The sequence below is a fragment of the Blastochloris sulfoviridis genome (assembly GCF_008630065.1).
GTDB lineage: Bacteria > Pseudomonadota > Alphaproteobacteria > Rhizobiales > Xanthobacteraceae > Blastochloris > Blastochloris sulfoviridis.
This window is the reverse complement of the sequence record NZ_VWPL01000012.1, coordinates 53202-67928: the sequence shown is the minus strand read 5'-3', so window position 1 is coordinate 67928 and position 14727 is coordinate 53202. Positions and strand designations below refer to the sequence as shown.

15 protein-coding genes are annotated in these 14727 nt (G+C 60.8%); 7 read left to right on the top strand and 8 right to left on the bottom strand.

The genetic code is table 11. The features are described 5' to 3' along the window. Positions 1–101: 101 nt before the first annotated feature. Both F1193_RS08795 and F1193_RS08790 read left to right on the top strand, forming a co-directional pair. Complete coding sequence (locus F1193_RS08795; protein ID WP_150097303.1) at positions 102–344, top strand: type II toxin-antitoxin system Phd/YefM family antitoxin; 243 nt, start codon at positions 102–104, stop codon at positions 342–344. Continuing rightward, a complete protein-coding gene (locus F1193_RS08790) occupies positions 344–769 on the top strand; it encodes a type II toxin-antitoxin system VapC family toxin (protein WP_150097302.1) in 426 nt (141 codons plus the stop codon). The genes F1193_RS08795 and F1193_RS08790 overlap by 1 nt, the downstream gene beginning before the upstream one ends. Before the next feature lie 14 nt (positions 770–783). Here F1193_RS08790 and F1193_RS08785 read toward each other — a convergent pair whose 3' ends face one another. Continuing rightward, complete coding sequence (locus F1193_RS08785; protein ID WP_246164231.1) at positions 784–1488, bottom strand: hypothetical protein; 705 nt, start codon at positions 1486–1488, stop codon at positions 784–786. A 368-nt stretch (positions 1489–1856) separates the two neighbouring features. Between F1193_RS08785 and F1193_RS08780 the strand changes: the two genes are divergently transcribed. The 3 genes from F1193_RS08780 to tnpC are packed head-to-tail and all read left to right on the top strand — an operon-like array spanning position 1857 to position 4329. Then, positions 1857–2252, top strand: coding sequence for a transposase (locus tag F1193_RS08780; RefSeq protein WP_170263471.1), 396 nt, complete (start codon positions 1857–1859; stop codon positions 2250–2252). Further along, positions 2252–2599, top strand: a complete 348-nt coding sequence (gene tnpB / locus F1193_RS08775) for an IS66 family insertion sequence element accessory protein TnpB (RefSeq protein WP_150097300.1) — start codon at positions 2252–2254, stop codon at positions 2597–2599. Before F1193_RS08780 ends, tnpB begins: the two co-directional genes overlap by 1 nt. 44 nt (positions 2600–2643) lie before the next feature. Then, a complete protein-coding gene (tnpC, locus tag F1193_RS08770; protein WP_150097299.1) occupies positions 2644–4329 on the top strand; it encodes an IS66 family transposase in 1686 nt (561 codons plus the stop codon). Positions 4330–4482: 153 nt separating this feature from the next. On the opposite strand, the gene F1193_RS08765 is transcribed toward tnpC, so the two are convergent. The 7 genes from F1193_RS08765 to F1193_RS08735 form a co-directional block, all read right to left on the bottom strand. Continuing rightward, positions 4483–5004 carry a restriction endonuclease gene (locus tag F1193_RS08765; RefSeq protein WP_150097298.1) on the bottom strand — a complete coding sequence of 174 codons (522 nt, stop codon included), beginning with the start codon at positions 5002–5004 and terminating at the stop codon, positions 4483–4485. Then, a complete protein-coding gene (locus F1193_RS08760; RefSeq protein WP_170263468.1) occupies positions 5004–5837 on the bottom strand; it encodes a TIR domain-containing protein in 834 nt (277 codons plus the stop codon). The genes F1193_RS08765 and F1193_RS08760 overlap by 1 nt, the downstream gene beginning before the upstream one ends. 92 nt (positions 5838–5929) lie before the next feature. After that, positions 5930–7633, bottom strand: coding sequence for an ATP-binding protein (locus F1193_RS08755; RefSeq protein ID WP_150097296.1), 1704 nt, complete (start codon positions 7631–7633; stop codon positions 5930–5932). 10 nt (positions 7634–7643) lie between these two features. After that, on the bottom strand, positions 7644–8663 hold the full coding sequence (locus tag F1193_RS08750) for an SIR2 family protein (RefSeq protein WP_150097295.1): 1020 nt from the start codon (positions 8661–8663) through the stop codon (positions 7644–7646). A 103-nt stretch (positions 8664–8766) separates the two neighbouring features. Further along, the gene (locus F1193_RS08745) at positions 8767–10605 is read right to left on the bottom strand and encodes a ThiF family adenylyltransferase (protein ID WP_150097294.1); all 1839 of its coding nucleotides are present in this window, start codon (positions 10603–10605) and stop codon (positions 8767–8769) included. Continuing rightward, entirely contained in the window at positions 10598–11644 is a 1047-nt protein-coding gene (locus tag F1193_RS08740; RefSeq protein WP_150097293.1) for a cyclic GMP-AMP synthase DncV-like nucleotidyltransferase, read from the bottom strand. The genes F1193_RS08745 and F1193_RS08740 overlap by 8 nt, the downstream gene beginning before the upstream one ends. Before the next feature lie 2 nt (positions 11645–11646). Then, positions 11647–12795: a patatin-like phospholipase family protein gene (locus F1193_RS08735; protein ID WP_150097292.1), complete on the bottom strand. Its 1149-nt coding sequence runs from the start codon at positions 12793–12795 to the stop codon at positions 11647–11649. A 137-nt stretch (positions 12796–12932) separates the two neighbouring features. Here F1193_RS08735 and F1193_RS08730 point away from each other — a divergent pair, with 137 nt between their 5' ends. Continuing rightward, positions 12933–13847 (top strand): helix-turn-helix transcriptional regulator, encoded by a 915-nt coding sequence (locus tag F1193_RS08730; RefSeq protein WP_150097291.1) that lies wholly within the window; start codon positions 12933–12935, stop codon positions 13845–13847. 54 nt (positions 13848–13901) lie between these two features. Beyond that, the gene (halB, locus tag F1193_RS08725; RefSeq protein WP_150097290.1) at positions 13902–14585 is read left to right on the top strand and encodes an anti-phage Hailong system nucleotidyltransferase HalB; all 684 of its coding nucleotides are present in this window, start codon (positions 13902–13904) and stop codon (positions 14583–14585) included. Positions 14586–14727 lie beyond the last annotated feature (142 nt).

Genomic DNA, 14727 nt, shown 5'->3' with positions numbered 1-14727 from the left:
CTAATACAAAATCCGGCCGGTGGTGTCGCACCAGGCGTCATCCCCTGGAATCATGGCATGGGGTGCGCTATATGACTATCTACATGGTCAGGAGAGCGGGGATGGACGCGATCAGTCTGGCGGATGCCAAGGCGCACCTGAGCGAGCTTGTCGACCGGGTCGAGGCCGGCGAATCCATCGACATCACAAGGCGCGGCAAGCCGGTGGCCCGGCTCACGGCTGCGGCCAAGCCGCGCCAACCGGTCGATCTCGCGGCACTCCAGGCGCTCACCGCAACCATGCCGCCGGCCGCCGAGAGCGCTGCCGAACTGGTGCGAATGATGCGGGATGGCGAGCGCTATTGATGCTCTATCTCGACACCTCGCTGATCGTCGCGGCGCTGTCCAACGAAGCGGCGACCGCGCGGGTTCAGCGCTGGCTGGCAGAGCAGGACCCGGCGCAGCTTGTCATCAGCGACTGGACCATCACCGAGATGTCCTCCGCCTTGGCGATCAAGCTCAGGACCGGACAGATCGATCTCGATCAGCGGGCGGCGGCGCTGGCGATGTTCAACCGGCTGGCCGCCGACAGCTTCACCGTGCTGCCGGTGACCGGCGGGCATTTCAGGATGGCGGCGAAGTTCGTCGACCAGCACGCGCTGGGCTTACGGGCCGGCGACGCGCTGCACCTCGCTACTGCATCAAGCCACGGCGCGACGGTGGTGACGCTCGACCAGCGCCTCGCCCAAGCCGGGCCGGTCCTGGGCGTGCCGACGAGGAAGGTGGGGTGAGTGGGGGGTGCGCGCTAGAATTTGAGCAGGTTTGTCTTTCCGATACGTTCGAGTTCGCCAGCGAACCAACACCTATAAGCTTGCTCCACAGATTTTAACTCATCTGCCAAATCAAACTCTGTGATACCAAAATCATCTGGCATCGAAAATTTAAAAGATTCTCTTATGAGTCTTTGCGCAATGTAATCATAACCAACGCTCGGGTTTTCGTGAAAATTTATCGCACAGATACCTAATTGTTGATATATTAAAGGATCTATGATTGTATATATAAACTCCAGGGAGAGTCTTCCAAGCTCCACATCTTTCGGAGCGCAGAAGTGCTGGATAGAGTTGCGAGCGCGCCTTAATCTTTCGTAACAAGAGGGATTTGGCAATCGAATTCCAGTCGAAACCCAAAGGGCCTGAGGAAGTCTCTCAAAATCATGCGTCCTGCCTTTCTGCAAAAGGCTAGAAAGATCAATATCCGGCGAAGAACCATCGTCAATACTAAATATTTCTCTAAATATCAGAAGAGGGTGTTCAAGCGCTATTATTGTTTTTAAGAAAAGCTCCCCTGCGTGTGCTGAATTTAATATAGACAATACATCCCAATGGTCATTGCGAGGATCTACATAAACCGCATGGGTATTTGCTTGCGTCAAAGACGCGATTGCCAGCTTAAAAATTCGCTGCGGAATCTGCCGCAATTCCTCATTCATAAAGGTAATCGGCGCCAAATGGCGTCGCCTCCCTCACTCCCACTCGATTATTTTCTACGTATATAACCATTTGATTTCGTTGGAAAACCCTCTCTCTAAATCTCGAACTACCGACACGCAGCCCGTCAAAAACCTACCGTGTTGATTTAGCACGGGGATTCAAGCGAAAAAAATTTTCGAGGTTTCAGGGGCTATCGGTACGGCGGGCAAAAAAGTGTCGCCCCATTTCCATCGCCGCCCAAAGCTCCGCGTTGGAAAAACTACCGTCAGAGCGCATGCAAAGTATCCCTCCGGCGCCGGCCGCCTTGTCTGATGCGGTCGTCCCGGCCAGTTTCGCCGCAGGCTGATCCGGCACTGATGCCGGCAGCAGTGCTGGGGGCTGGTTGGTGGATCAGGATGAAGAGTACGTCCGGCGCCGGCGGTGGAGCCGTGATGAGAAACGGGCCATCGTCAAAGAAGCCGCGACGAGCGGCAATGTGATCGGCACGGCCAAGCGCCACGGGATCCAGGCCCAACAGATCTATCGCTGGCGTGATCGCCTGTTCGGTCCGGCAGAGCCGGCGGGCTTCGTTTCCGTTTCGTTTGTCGCCGATCCCCCGACGGCACTTCCAGCACCAGTGCCGGAGTTGGATTGTCCACTGGAACATCCAGCGCCGGTGCTGGACGGCGTGAACGACCGGATCGAGATCGCCTCCGGCAGCGGTGTGACGGTTCGGCTTCCTTCGGGATCTTCGGCGACTCTGATCGTGGCAATCGCCACTGGGATGGCGAGGCGGCGCTGATGATCTCTGTACCGACGGGAGTGCGGGTGTGGCTGGCAACGGGACACACCGACATGCGCTGCGGCTTTGCGAGCCTGGCTTTACGCGTACAGGAGATCTTGAAGAAGGATCCGCTGAGCGGTCATATTTTTTGCTTTCGCGGTAAAAATGGTGACCTCCTGAAGGTCATTTGGCATGATGGACAAGGCTCGTGCCTGTTCACGAGGCGCCTTGAGCGCGGTCGCTTTATCTGGCCATCTCTGGCAGATGGAAGCGTTACGATATCAACGGCGCAGTTGAGCTATCTCTTATCTGGGATAGACTGGCGGAATCCTCAAGAAACCTGGCGTCCGACGCGGGTCGGATAGCACTTTACGATTGAATTTACAGCCAGATCTGCTTGAATGGCTTCATGACACCGAAGCCGGTTGCTCTTCCTTCGGACCTCGTGAGCGCCTACATGGCGCTGCTGGCAGAGCGTGAGACGTTGCAGATCGAACGCGATGTGGCCGTCGCGCAGGCGTCCAACTGGCAGGCCGAAGCGGCCAACGCGCGGGCGAAGCTGTCGGACACCGAGGCGCTGATCGCCCATCTCGAGCTGCGGATCGAGAAGCTCAAACGCGAACTGTACGGGCCGCGCTCCGAGCGCACGGCACGGCTGATCGAACAGTTGGAATTGGAGCTCGAAGACCTCGTCACCACGGCGAGCGAGGACGAGCTTGCCGCGCAGGCGGCAGCGGCGAAGGCTCAGACCGTGCGCGCCTTCACGCGCAAGCGACCGGTGCGCAAGCCCTGGCCGGACGACATCGAATGCGAGCGCGTCGTCATCGAGGCGCCGACGACCTGCGCCTGCTGCGGCGGGTCGCGGCTGGCCAAGATCGGCGAGGATGTGACCAAGACGCTGGAGGAGAGTCCGCGCCGCTTCAAGGTCATCGAGACGGTGCGCGAGAAGTTCACCTGCCGCGATTGCGAGACGATCACCCAGCCGCCGGCACCGTTCCATGCCACGCCGCGCGGCTTCATCGGCCCGCAGTTGCTGGCGACGATCTTGTTCGATAAGTTCGGCATGCACACGCCGCTCAACCGCCAGAGTGCGCGCTTCAAGTGCGAAGGGATCGACTTGCCGCTGTCGACGCTGGCCGATCAGGTCGGCCACGGGACCTTCGCCGTCATGCCGCTCTTCCATATGATCGAGCGCCATGTGCTCGCGGCCGAGCGCCTTCACGGCGATGACACCACCATCCGCATCCTGGCCAAGAGCAAGTGCACGACCGGGCGGATCTGGACCTATGTGCGCGATGACCGACCCTTCGCCGGGCCGGCGCCACCGGCGGCGGTCTATTACGCCTCGGGCGACCGACGCGGCGAGCACCCGCAAAAGCATCTGGCCGGGTTCGCCGGTATCCTGCAGGCCGACTGCTACAATGGCTTCGAGCCGTTGTTCGACCCGAAGACAAAGGCGCTGCCGATCACGCCGGCGTTTTGCTTCGCCCATGCGCGGCGCGGCTTCTTCGAGCTCGCCGACATCGAGAAAAATGCCCGGGAAGGCAAGAAGGGCAAGCCGGTCTCCCCGATCGCGCTGGAGGCGGTCAGGCGCCTCGATGCGTTGTTCGAGATCGAGCGCGACATCAACGGCCACAGCACCGACGAGCGGCGTGCCGTGCGCCAAGAAAAGAGCAAACCTCTTCTCGACGATATGCATGCCTGGTTGCTGCGTGAGCGCGAAACCCTCTCTCGCTCCGCCGAGGTCTTGAAGCCGATCAACTACATGCTCAGGCGCTGGACCGACTTCGCCCGCTTCCTCGACGATGGCAGGATCTGCTTGACCAACAATTGTGCCGAGCGCGCATTGAGAGGCATCGCGTTGGGAAGGCGCAACTGGACCTTCGCCGGTTCCCAGCGCGGCGCCGATCGGGCCGCCGTCATGCTGACGATGATCACGACCTGTCGCCTCAACGACGTCGATCCGAAAGCTTGGCTCGCCGACATCCTCGCCCGTATCGCCGATCTTCCCATATCGCGTCTGCACGAACTGCTGCCCTGGGAATGGAGGCGCCTGCGCCAAGCCGACAAGCCCGCCGATCAGCAGGCCGCCTGAGCTTCACGTAACGCCATCATAGAGCCCGCCGTGCCCTCGCGCGTGCGCCAATCACGCGGCCTTCATCGTATGCGTACCATGCAAATCAATCTCCGTAAGATGGTTGGCCCCGCGAGGGACGGCCGAGCGCTCCGACGCTGGCATGCGCTCCGATCACGCAATCGTTCCGGTTACGGCGAGGTCGCACAGTTTGGTTTTGATCAGCTTCACCAAGCCATCGCTATCCGCGAGCCCCCGAAGCTCATCTGTCGTGATTACGATGAGACGGCGCTTCTGAATAAGGGCGGCGGCAACCTGGGCATGGGCTCGACTTTGCTCGGTGGCGTCGCCGGTGATCCCCCGCGTGGTGACGAGGATTCCGAAATCCAATCCTCGATTTTGGAGCTTAGTCAGAAACCATGCGACCTCGGCACTCCCGACCCGGTTCGACCAGTTCTTCGCCTCGACCAGAATGATGTTGGGAAGTGATAAGATGTCCTCGTTGAAAAGGGCGACATCGATTTCTTCCGTGTCGAAGGCGTTCATCGCGTTGCGGTGCGTGATTGCGATGCCAGGAACGAGGCCAAAGACGTAGCAAATCAAATCCTCGAGCGCTCGTCCTTGCTCTGCCGTGGTTGCAGCATTGAGCCCGGTGTCGATGAAGGCATCGACGCGCGCTTGATCGATTGCCGGCACTACAGGCCAATCCCGTGAACACGCCTGTTCCGAAGATCGCGAACGATCCGGTCAAATGACTCGGCGCGCAGGCGCGTAAACAGCGCTTCGATCGACAGGGCCAAGACGTTTGGAGGCAATGAACCCAGGTCTTTCGGGCCTTCTCCGTATAAGAGTAAGCCCCAGAGTCCGCCCGCCGCGGCAACATACTTCGAAAGCTGCTGTGCAGTCGCCGCCGCACCCTTCGACGACGTCAATCGCGCCTTGATTTCCACGAGCAAGGGGTTGCCGACGAAGGGCTGCAGTTCGTCTGACCAGATCGCTAAGTCGGCGCCGCGGTCGATCGCTTGCGACTGTGCCAGAACCTCGACTCCCGCCTCTCGAAGGGCGCTTGCGACAAGAGATTCGAGTTCAAGCGTATTGACCGACGTGATCATCGGCAGACTGCCCGCGAGGTAGCGGTTGGCCGAACTGCCCAGAGGGGGCTTTTCCTTCGGCTGACGGACCAATGACAATCTGGGTTCCGGCGCCGCGAGAAGCTGGTCGATGGCGAAGGCGATAGCCTCCCTATTGGACAGATTAGCCCGAACGGTGAGGAACCTGCGCAAGGTCGATGGAATGTAGGCGCTGTCTGGAGGAGCAAATAGCAAGATCTGCTTCCCTTGGCCCCAAGCGTGGCCAAGCTCGAATAGAGTCCAGTCCGAGCGCCGCGACCGCGTCAGTACGCCGATAATCAAATCCGCGCTGGTCAGAAGTTTGGAAATCTCAGTTTCCAAGTCGTCGCCCATTCCGATGGCGTTGGGACCGATGACGCGAATGTTGCGCTGTTTGAGCACATCCGTGAGCACGTCCAACCTTGCCTCGGCCGGCGCGGTGATGAAGCAGGAGCGGATTCGGGAGTTTGCCACAGATGCTACGTCCACTGTTTCAAGTGCTTACCAGCGCGCTAGCTCGCCGCCTGATTTCGCCAGGCCTTGAGCACGGACGCGACGTCCAGAGGTGTGGGCGTTTTCGCCCAAGTTTTGGCGAACGACGCGTCGTCACTCTCTGGAGGCGGATTGGGACGATCAATTCTGATGCGAGTGGGCATCATCACCGAATCGCCCAGCAAGATCGCCTCACCCCGACGCAGTGTCGAAAACATCGCCGTGATCCCGCGGACGGAGTCCGGCAGGAGATTGCGGACGTAGCTCTGGTCATCGGGATTGGAGATTCGCAGGCACAGAAAGCTGCCGCATTGCGACAGGATCGTGCTTGAGAGTTCGCGCGGTCGCTGGCTGATGACGGTCAGGCTTATGCCGTATTTGCGTCCTTCTTTCGCGATGCGTTCTGCCGAGCGCCGGGCTGCCTCCGAAGCCGTATCGTCATCAGACAGATAGATGTGGGCTTCATCGGCAAACACTGCGATCGGATAGCGCTCCTTGTTCACGCGTCTGTACCAATAGGCGAAGTCGAACAAACACCGAAGGATCAGCGAAATCACCGACGACCGAACATCGAAGGGCGTCATGCTCAAATCGACTACGACGATCTTCTTGCGGTCGGCCGCTTTCTCGCCGAGCAGTTGACGGAATAGGTCGTCCATCGACGCGCTGGTGGCGTATTTATTCGGCTTGAATATCAGATCGTATCGGCGATCGTTCAGCCGAGAATCGATCCTCATAAGCAGTCGAGTAAATTGTCCATATAGCGGTCCGTTCACTTCCCTCCCAGAGGATCCAGTAACCCGTTCCGTATCCAGATTGCGGAATTCATTGATCAGCTGGTCAAAGTTAAAATGAACCGGGGTATCGATGGTGATTTTCGGTATTCCCAGCTTTTTATTTTCCGGATCAGATTCCTTCACCGCCTGCAGCAGCTCTTTGAACTTAGCTATCTGATTTGGGGCAGCCGATTCGCTGCGATCGACCATCAGCCCGAGCAGCTCTTCCGAGTTCATAAGCCAGTAGGGCAGCTCGAGGTCGGATGCCGGAATCACATCGGCGCTGGCGCCGAACGTCGAGCCGTATTCTCCATGCAGGTCGAACAGAACAATTGTCGACTGGGGAAATCCGCACATCTTCTGGATGACGGATGCCACGGTCCAAGACTTGCCGCCGCCCGTCTGCCCAAGGATGGCCGCATGTCTCGTTAGAAACGCGTCGAGATTTATTTTGGCGGGCTGGTCGGGAATAAGCGATAGCTTGCCGAGCGAAAAGTCTCCTTCCGCATAGCTCTGGTAGATTTTGTCGATCGTTTGCGGCTCAACCGCAAAGACCGGCGCGTTTACCGTCGGCATAACATCGGTTCCGCGCTCAAAGTCACCGGTGGCGGTGAGCATGCCGACCGGTACAGTCGATAGAGTGCGGGTCACGCGATCCAATAGCAGGACGCTCTCTTCTGCGGCTGCCTTCACCTCAGCGGATCCGATCCGCTCCTCTTTCATCTGGATGCCGGTCACCATGCACAGAAGGTATCCGGCGGGTAGCGACACCAATACGAATGTGCCTGGCTGGCCGATGAGCAGGGGGACCGGTCCAGCAGGACTGGGCACGTTGACAGTCATACTGCTTGGCACACCCGAGGGTGGCTCCAAACCATCATGTTCGACGAGGGAGACAAGGATTTCGTCGCCTGTTACCGCCACCACTTTGCCGACGCGATAATTCATTTTTGCCCCCTTATTCGAACAAATCGACGAACCGGCTGAATTTCCAGCAGTCCGTCCCGTCCGTATGGTCAATCCCTTCCTTAATCCCGCCCGTTTGGAAACCGGCACTGAAGGTTTTTAGGCCGCGAAGCGTGGCTATGCCCTTGGTCTCCTCCGCACAGAATGCAAACACGCGTGCTTTCCCACCCGCCAGCGGTGGGGCGAGAAGGTCTTGGTTGATGTGATCGTCGCCGAAGCTAAAGCCGCAGGTTGCTAAGTACTTGCAATCCGCTCCGATCGTCCGGCTGGTTAAGCCAAAGAGCTGATCATGGGGCGCCATCAGCGTGTCGATGACCTTTCGACGCCTCGGCAACACCATGACGCGCTTCTCTGATGGGGCGATTGCACCGGGATGCCGCTCGAATACCTGGCCGTCGCGGGCAATCCAGGAGATTGATCCATGGAGCTTGATGAGGCGCACCGTGAGAACCGGATGTTCAGTAAACCGGCTTTGCGGCTGGAGCGCTCCGCATGCCAACGAGAAGCGTTGATGGTCGAAGAACCGTTCGACGGACCCTATAAAGCCCGTTTCGACAACGACACCAGCTTCGGCCCCAGCGAGCTCAAAAAGGACATCGTAGTTCGTGGTGAAAATGTAGATGCAAGCGGCCCGTCCAAACGCACGCTGTTTCAATAATTTAAGGAAGCGCATGTGGTTATCTAGCTTGGGGGTGGTCACCCCAAGAATTGCCTCGGTCACGAGCGCGCGGAGACGCGCTACGAGGGCCGAAGATGATCCGCTTCCCGAATTGATCGAATGCTCTGTGACCAGATCGGCGATCTCTTCCATGTTGGGCGACGCTTTTGTGCTGTCGTAAGGCTTGCCTGCGGTCCCCAAGACATCATCAAGGGTCTGCCGCTCGGTGGTGTTCAGTCCATCGACGACGATTGTGGTCAACCCACTGATGAGTGGATATCCCGCCTCAAATGACGTGCCGGCGCCGAAGATGAACCCGGTATTTTCCAGGCCCATTTTGAGGTTCGGCAACACGGATTCTAGCGCAACTCCCACGGGCAGGCCCCCATTCGAATAGGCGCGTTATATCTAACATATCACCTTCATGCTGAGGTTGCGGTCTAGCCCCCGGCTGGCGTCAGGCGGGTTCGTCCAGACATCCTGGTCCACAAGCCGCGCAGCCGACAGCAAGCCACGGCCGATCGACGGTCCGTACGCCGCTGTCGCCATCGCCGAAGGCCGAGCGCCACGCCTCTGTCAACCGCCCGCCAAGCGTCGAGATGCGGCGCGGCGCTGCGACGAACACACGACTGAAGGAACGATCAGGCGGGCCGAGCAGGCAATCGAGCGCGACCTCGGCGATCATGGCCGTCACATAGGCCAGCTCCACCGGCCCATACGGCTGATAGTGCGCGCCGCAGGCCGGCTCCTCCTGGTGAACGTCTCCCCCGTTGGGCCATTCGACAACCGTCAGGTCCGGCGCGCCGGTGCGGCCGATATGGCATTGTAGGCACCCGTCTTCTTTACCGATCGCGACCGCGTGGCCGGCGCAGGCTTGCGCTTCCGTCCAACCGTAAAGAATCGGCTGAGCGCGCCCTTGCCGGACATGCCAGCGGTTTAGCGCGCTTTCAGCGACCCAGTTTCCGGTCGTCGCGATGATCAGATCCGCAACGGCAAGCAGCTCCGCCTCGTGCGAGATCAGGTGATGCAGGCCGCAAGCGCGGTGTTCAACGGTCAGGTGCGGATAGTCTGTCCGCAGCCGCTCGGCCAAGGCTTCGGCCTTGTTGCGCCCTACGTCTGCCGCGCCGAGCGGATGGCGTCCGACATTCGCCCAACTCAGCACCTCCGGATCGACCAGCACAATGCGTCCGGCCCCAGCCTGGGCCAAGGCGCAGGCGACCGGGGCGCCCACAGAGCCGCAGCCGACCACCACAGCGGTCGCGCCGAGCAGCCGTCCCGTTCGGGAGTCCCGTCCGCGCCCATGCACCCAGTCGGCGTCAGCACGCTGCACGAGGGTTCTGACGACTGGGACTGCTCCGAAGAAGCGTCCGAGAAAGAGCTCCTGCGGAGTGTGGTGAGGCCGGAAACCAACGGACAACGGCTCGTCAGGGGCACGCGGCCGCGCTTTGCGCCGCTTCGGATTAAGTGCTTTCGCGCCGATCAGTGCGGCACCGCCGCGCCCGATTGCGCCGAGCAGCGCCAACACCTCGTCAGGCTCCCCACTCGCGGACTGTTCCAACGCCGACTTCGCATCCGGCCCCAGCCGTTCGGCTAGCCGGTAGAGATCGGCCGCAGTTTCCGGGTATTCGGCGGGCAACAGCGGCGTGTCGAGCCATAGGAGGGTTGCTGCTTCGGTCTTCACAGGCGTCTTGTCCCCGAAGCGGCGACGCACCCAGTCGGCGATCGCGTCCTTGTCCTCGCCGACGATTTCAAGGCCTTTCCCGCGCCAGACCTGCACGGCTCGCGATGGCGGACTGGGCGTAATCAGGCTGAACAGGTTCTCGCCCCGGGAATGCGCCTTGTAGCCCCAATAGGTAACGAACTCTTCGCGGAAGTCGTGCTCGATGATGCTGCCCTCCAGCAGCTCCTCGATCAGTCGGACTGAGCGATTCAAGAGGTCCATGGCGACCTCCGTAGGATCGTCGGGATCCCACTCCGCCATGTTCGGCAACAGGCACAGGATGCCGTCGCCCTCGACGTGGGGCCACGTCATCGGATCGGGGTGATCAACCAGCGCGGTCCTGACCGGCGTCGCCATGAACTGGGCGCCGGCCACGACGTCAATCCGCCGGGTGACGCCGTCGGAGAAGGCAACGCTGATGCGCCACGCGGCGACGATCCAGTCGCGTCCGGGATAATCTGCGGCAACGGTCGCACGGTCGACACGCTCGGGCGCCTGGCCCGCCCGCTCGCGCAGGGTCGCTTCGAGGCGAAGCGTCGCCTGTCGCCAGCCGAGCGGTAGCCAGTCTTCATGCATGACGGCCGCCGCCGGCGCTGCTGACCGCGCTAGCAGCCGCGGCCGTCGCACTCAACAAGGCGGCAGAGCCGATGATGGCCGGTGCGGCCACGGACGCGCGTTGCTCCTCTTCCAACCGCTCGCTAAAGAAGGTGGTGGCGAACACCTTGTCCCAGCTTTTGAGCGCCTTCTCGCGCGTGCAGTCCGCGTCGAAGAGCGGTGCCAGCGTGTCGATCGCCTCCGTAAGCTTCTCGCGGAAGCAGCGGGCCTTCGCGTCGTCCGTCCCGCTGGTGATGTAATCGCCCGGCGTCACCGGGTGAGCCACCTGCAGGTTCCAGTTCAGCCGATCGCGGATCGCCACCATCGTATCGTAGAGGGCTCGGTCCTCGCGGTCGCTGACGCGAAAGCGCTCGGTGGTCAGCACGGTGATGCCGAATCCGCTGAGTATGCCGCCCCGCCAGCTATAGCGGCTGCGTGCGTACTTCTTCAGATCGCGGTTAATGCGGCGTAGCTGGACGCCATCGGCAGATCTCGCCCGCTCGTCTTCATACCAGTCGGACACATCGCGGGCGTCGGACCGCTTCCACCCGCTGCTGGCGGCCAACTCGTAGTGAGACTCGTCTCCAAAGACCGTCGAAGTCGTGACCCGCCGGTAGACCGGCAGATCGACATGGTAACCCTTTTCGTAAAAGACCCGCACGCAATTGGAGCGGACTTCCGGGGCCCGCTTGAACTTCCCTTCGTCAACAGCGTCCCTGACCATTTGCCGGGCCTGTAGCGCCGTCATCTCGGCGCCGCGGTCGCCGACGAGGCCTTCCTTTCGGAAATACACGCCGTCATCAATGTCGTAGTCGTTGTCAGCGTCGCGGACCATCGTCTTCATGGCGTAGCTGCCCTGCTTGACGAACTCGATCGGTGCCGGTTTCCCGGCGTCGGACAAGCCCTTGCGCAGCCGGGTGCGGTTCGAGTTGCGCCGGTCGCGCATCGCATCCTGCTCGCTCTTGGGCAGAGTCACGTCCTGGTCGTGATACGCACGGACGTCCTTGGCGCAGTCGAACATCACTATCCTTTCAGGTTCTGAGTTGAGGCACGGTCCCAGACCGCGCCGGTCGCCGGCATCGCCGGCAGGTCGAGCATGAGGCGCCGGATCATCCGGCCGTCCTCGCTGTTCAGGTCGTCGCACGCGCTCTTGGTCAGGTCGGCGTCGGTGTTGGCTTGGCCGATCAGGCGGTCCATCGCCTCTGGCCGCGTATCGTCGAGCGCCAGGTATGGCATCATGCTCGCGGGGACCGGCTTGTTGGGAAACCGCACCCGACGGATCGAGCGCCCGCAGATCGTGATGGCGTTGGCAAGCAACCGCGCCATGTTATCGAAGGCGAACTCCTGGGCCGAGATGCTGAGCGGCGCGACGTCAGCGCCAAGCCGCCAGTCCAGCATCGACCTGTGTGCACTTTCAGCGTCGAGGTGATCGCCCTCGGGCCGCGGGCAGGTTCCCAGCGAAAAGATCTCGATCGGCCTCTCTGGCGCGGCGATCGTCAACGCATCGACAAGCCCGACCATGATCGGGTTGTTCGCCCACAACCCGCCATCAGCGAACACCTGCTTCGGTCCGCCTGGCGTGTTCGGGTCGTCGATCGCAGCCAGCGATCGGTAGATCGGCGCGGCGCTACTCGCCATGCACACATCTACGAGCGGGTAGCGATCGTCGCGAACGCCGCTTTTCGGTGTCTTCTTGAACACCCAGGCCCGATGCTCGCTCATCAGCACTGTCGGGACGGACAGCGAAATGCCACGCCCCTCGAAGACGTCGAGCATAGTGACGTCGCCGAGAACCGCCGTCAGGGCCTGCCGCAGCGCATGATCGCCCGCCCGCACGAAGCGGTCGCCTTGGGAAGCGCGATAGATCGCACTGAGCTTGCCCGTGAGCCTGTGCGGAAAAATTTTCGGCCCGTGCTCGCGATAGAGCGCGACAACTTCCATCATCGGCCGTCCGACTGCGAGCGCGCAGCCCACGATCGCGCCAGTGCTCGTGCCAGTGATCAGATCAAAGCCACGGCCGAGGTCGAGCGCCGATTCGCCTCGGATCCGCGCGAACTGATCGGTCAGACGAGCGAGGAAGGCCCCCGTATAGATGCCCCGCATGCCGCCGCCATCCAGGCTTAGGACGCGAAAAGGGGCGCTAAGCTGTTGATCTTCCTCACACGGTTCCATTCAGGCGACCCTCGCTGCTTAACGGCGAGGTTGCCATGCCCCCATCGTCCGTCCATATGATATGGGGACGGCCCCTGATCGCGTCAAGTAACTGGACGCGATAAGTCAGCCAGAATCGTGTTTTTGGAGGATTTGGAGTGGAGGATGGAAGCGAACGGTTGCGTTGGGGAGTCCGACGGCGGCTCGAATTCATCGATTTTCGGCTCTTTTGGGATGGCCGCTTCAACCGCAGCGACCTGGCCACCACGTTCGGCATCTCGGCGCAGCAGGCGTCGGCCGACATCGGACACTACGAGAAGATCGCCGCCGCCAACCTCCGTTATGACCGGGCCGAGAAAGCCTACATCCGAACAGATGACTTCGCGCCGGCGTTCATCGGCGAGACGATCGAGCGCTATCTTCTGCAGCTCGTAGCGATCGAAAACCGCTGGATGCGGCCTGGCGACACCTGGTTCGACGCCATCCCGCCGATCGAGGTCCTCACGCTAGGGCGCAGGCCAACCGACCCCGCAGTGCTGCTGCGCGTGCTCGACGCAATCCGCAAGCACCAGGAGATCGACATCGATTACGCGTCGCTAACGGGCTCGGTGCAGCCTTCTCGGACGATTGCACCACATGCACTCGCCCATAGCGCCGGCCGCTGGTACGTGCGCTCATGGTCGCGCGACCACAATGATTTTCGAGATTACAATCTCAACCGGATCGCCAAGGTCATCGACCACCGGCCAGCGTCTGTGGACGTCTCGCTCGACTATGAGTGGGCGCAGAAAATCAATCTCGTGATTCGTCCGAATCCGGGGTTGCCGCCGGAACGTCAGGCTGCCGTCGCAAGCGAGCACGCCATGACGGACGGCAAGCTCATCCGGCCATGCCGTTTAAGCCTCAGCTTCTACCTAATGAGCGAGTATAATCTCGACGTCGAGCCGGGCGTGCTGAAGCCAGAGAAGCAACAGATCGTTCTGCACAATCGCGATGAAGTCACCCAGGCGCGCGCGTCGTCGCGCCAGATGTCGATCGAGGCGCTGGCGCGGGCCTCGACCGGGGGCGAATAAGATGAAGCGCATTCTCCTTTCGCACCATCGCATCACCATTTCCGGTAAGCAAAGATGCCGATAGCGGCCACCTTGCTTTTCGGCAGCCTGGCTCGGGCCGATCAATCTGAAGGCTCAGACACCGACCTGCTGATGATCGGTCTCGATGAAGAGACGCGCCACGTCTCGATCGGGAACCTCTCCCTCTTTCTCTACCCTTGGCGCCAGCTCGAACAGGACGCGCGCGACGGCGACCTATTCGTCTGCCACCTCGTGCGGGAAGCGAAGCCGCTCATCGATCCGGACAACTATCTGCCGAGACTCCGGCAAGTCTTTCAATTCCGGTCCAGCTATGCGGCCGAGATCTCGCGAGCCAGCGACTTCGGGTGGTTCCTGGTCAGCTTTGGTGCCGAACTGAACCCGCAGCTCCTGACGAAGCGGGCCCTCTGGTGCGTGCGCACGATCTTGATCGCGAGAAGCGCTGAGGAACGCAACCCAGTGTTCGCTCCAGAGAGGCTGGCGGAGCGTGCACAGTCGCTCTCCGCTCAAGATCTCTTACGAAATCGCCGCGGCTCACGTGATGACATCGCCGTGCGGAATGCACTCCGACAATTTCTCATCGATGCCCGACTAGATGATCGTTCGCTGGAGCATGCCGATAGGGCCGAATTCATCGACAGGTTTAAAGCGACTGCGAACAAGGTAGCACTTCAGACGCTTCGGCAAGAGGAAGACAGTGAAGCGAGCTACATGGCATAAACGACAATGATTTACTCAATGCATCTGACAACCTGGCTGACGACCGTTGAGTCCTCGGGACGCGGAATCACTCACTGTCCACGGAGGTGCTGGTCGCTAACGGTTGCGCCGCGGGCAAGATTGATGCGCTGGCCGAGTGGAG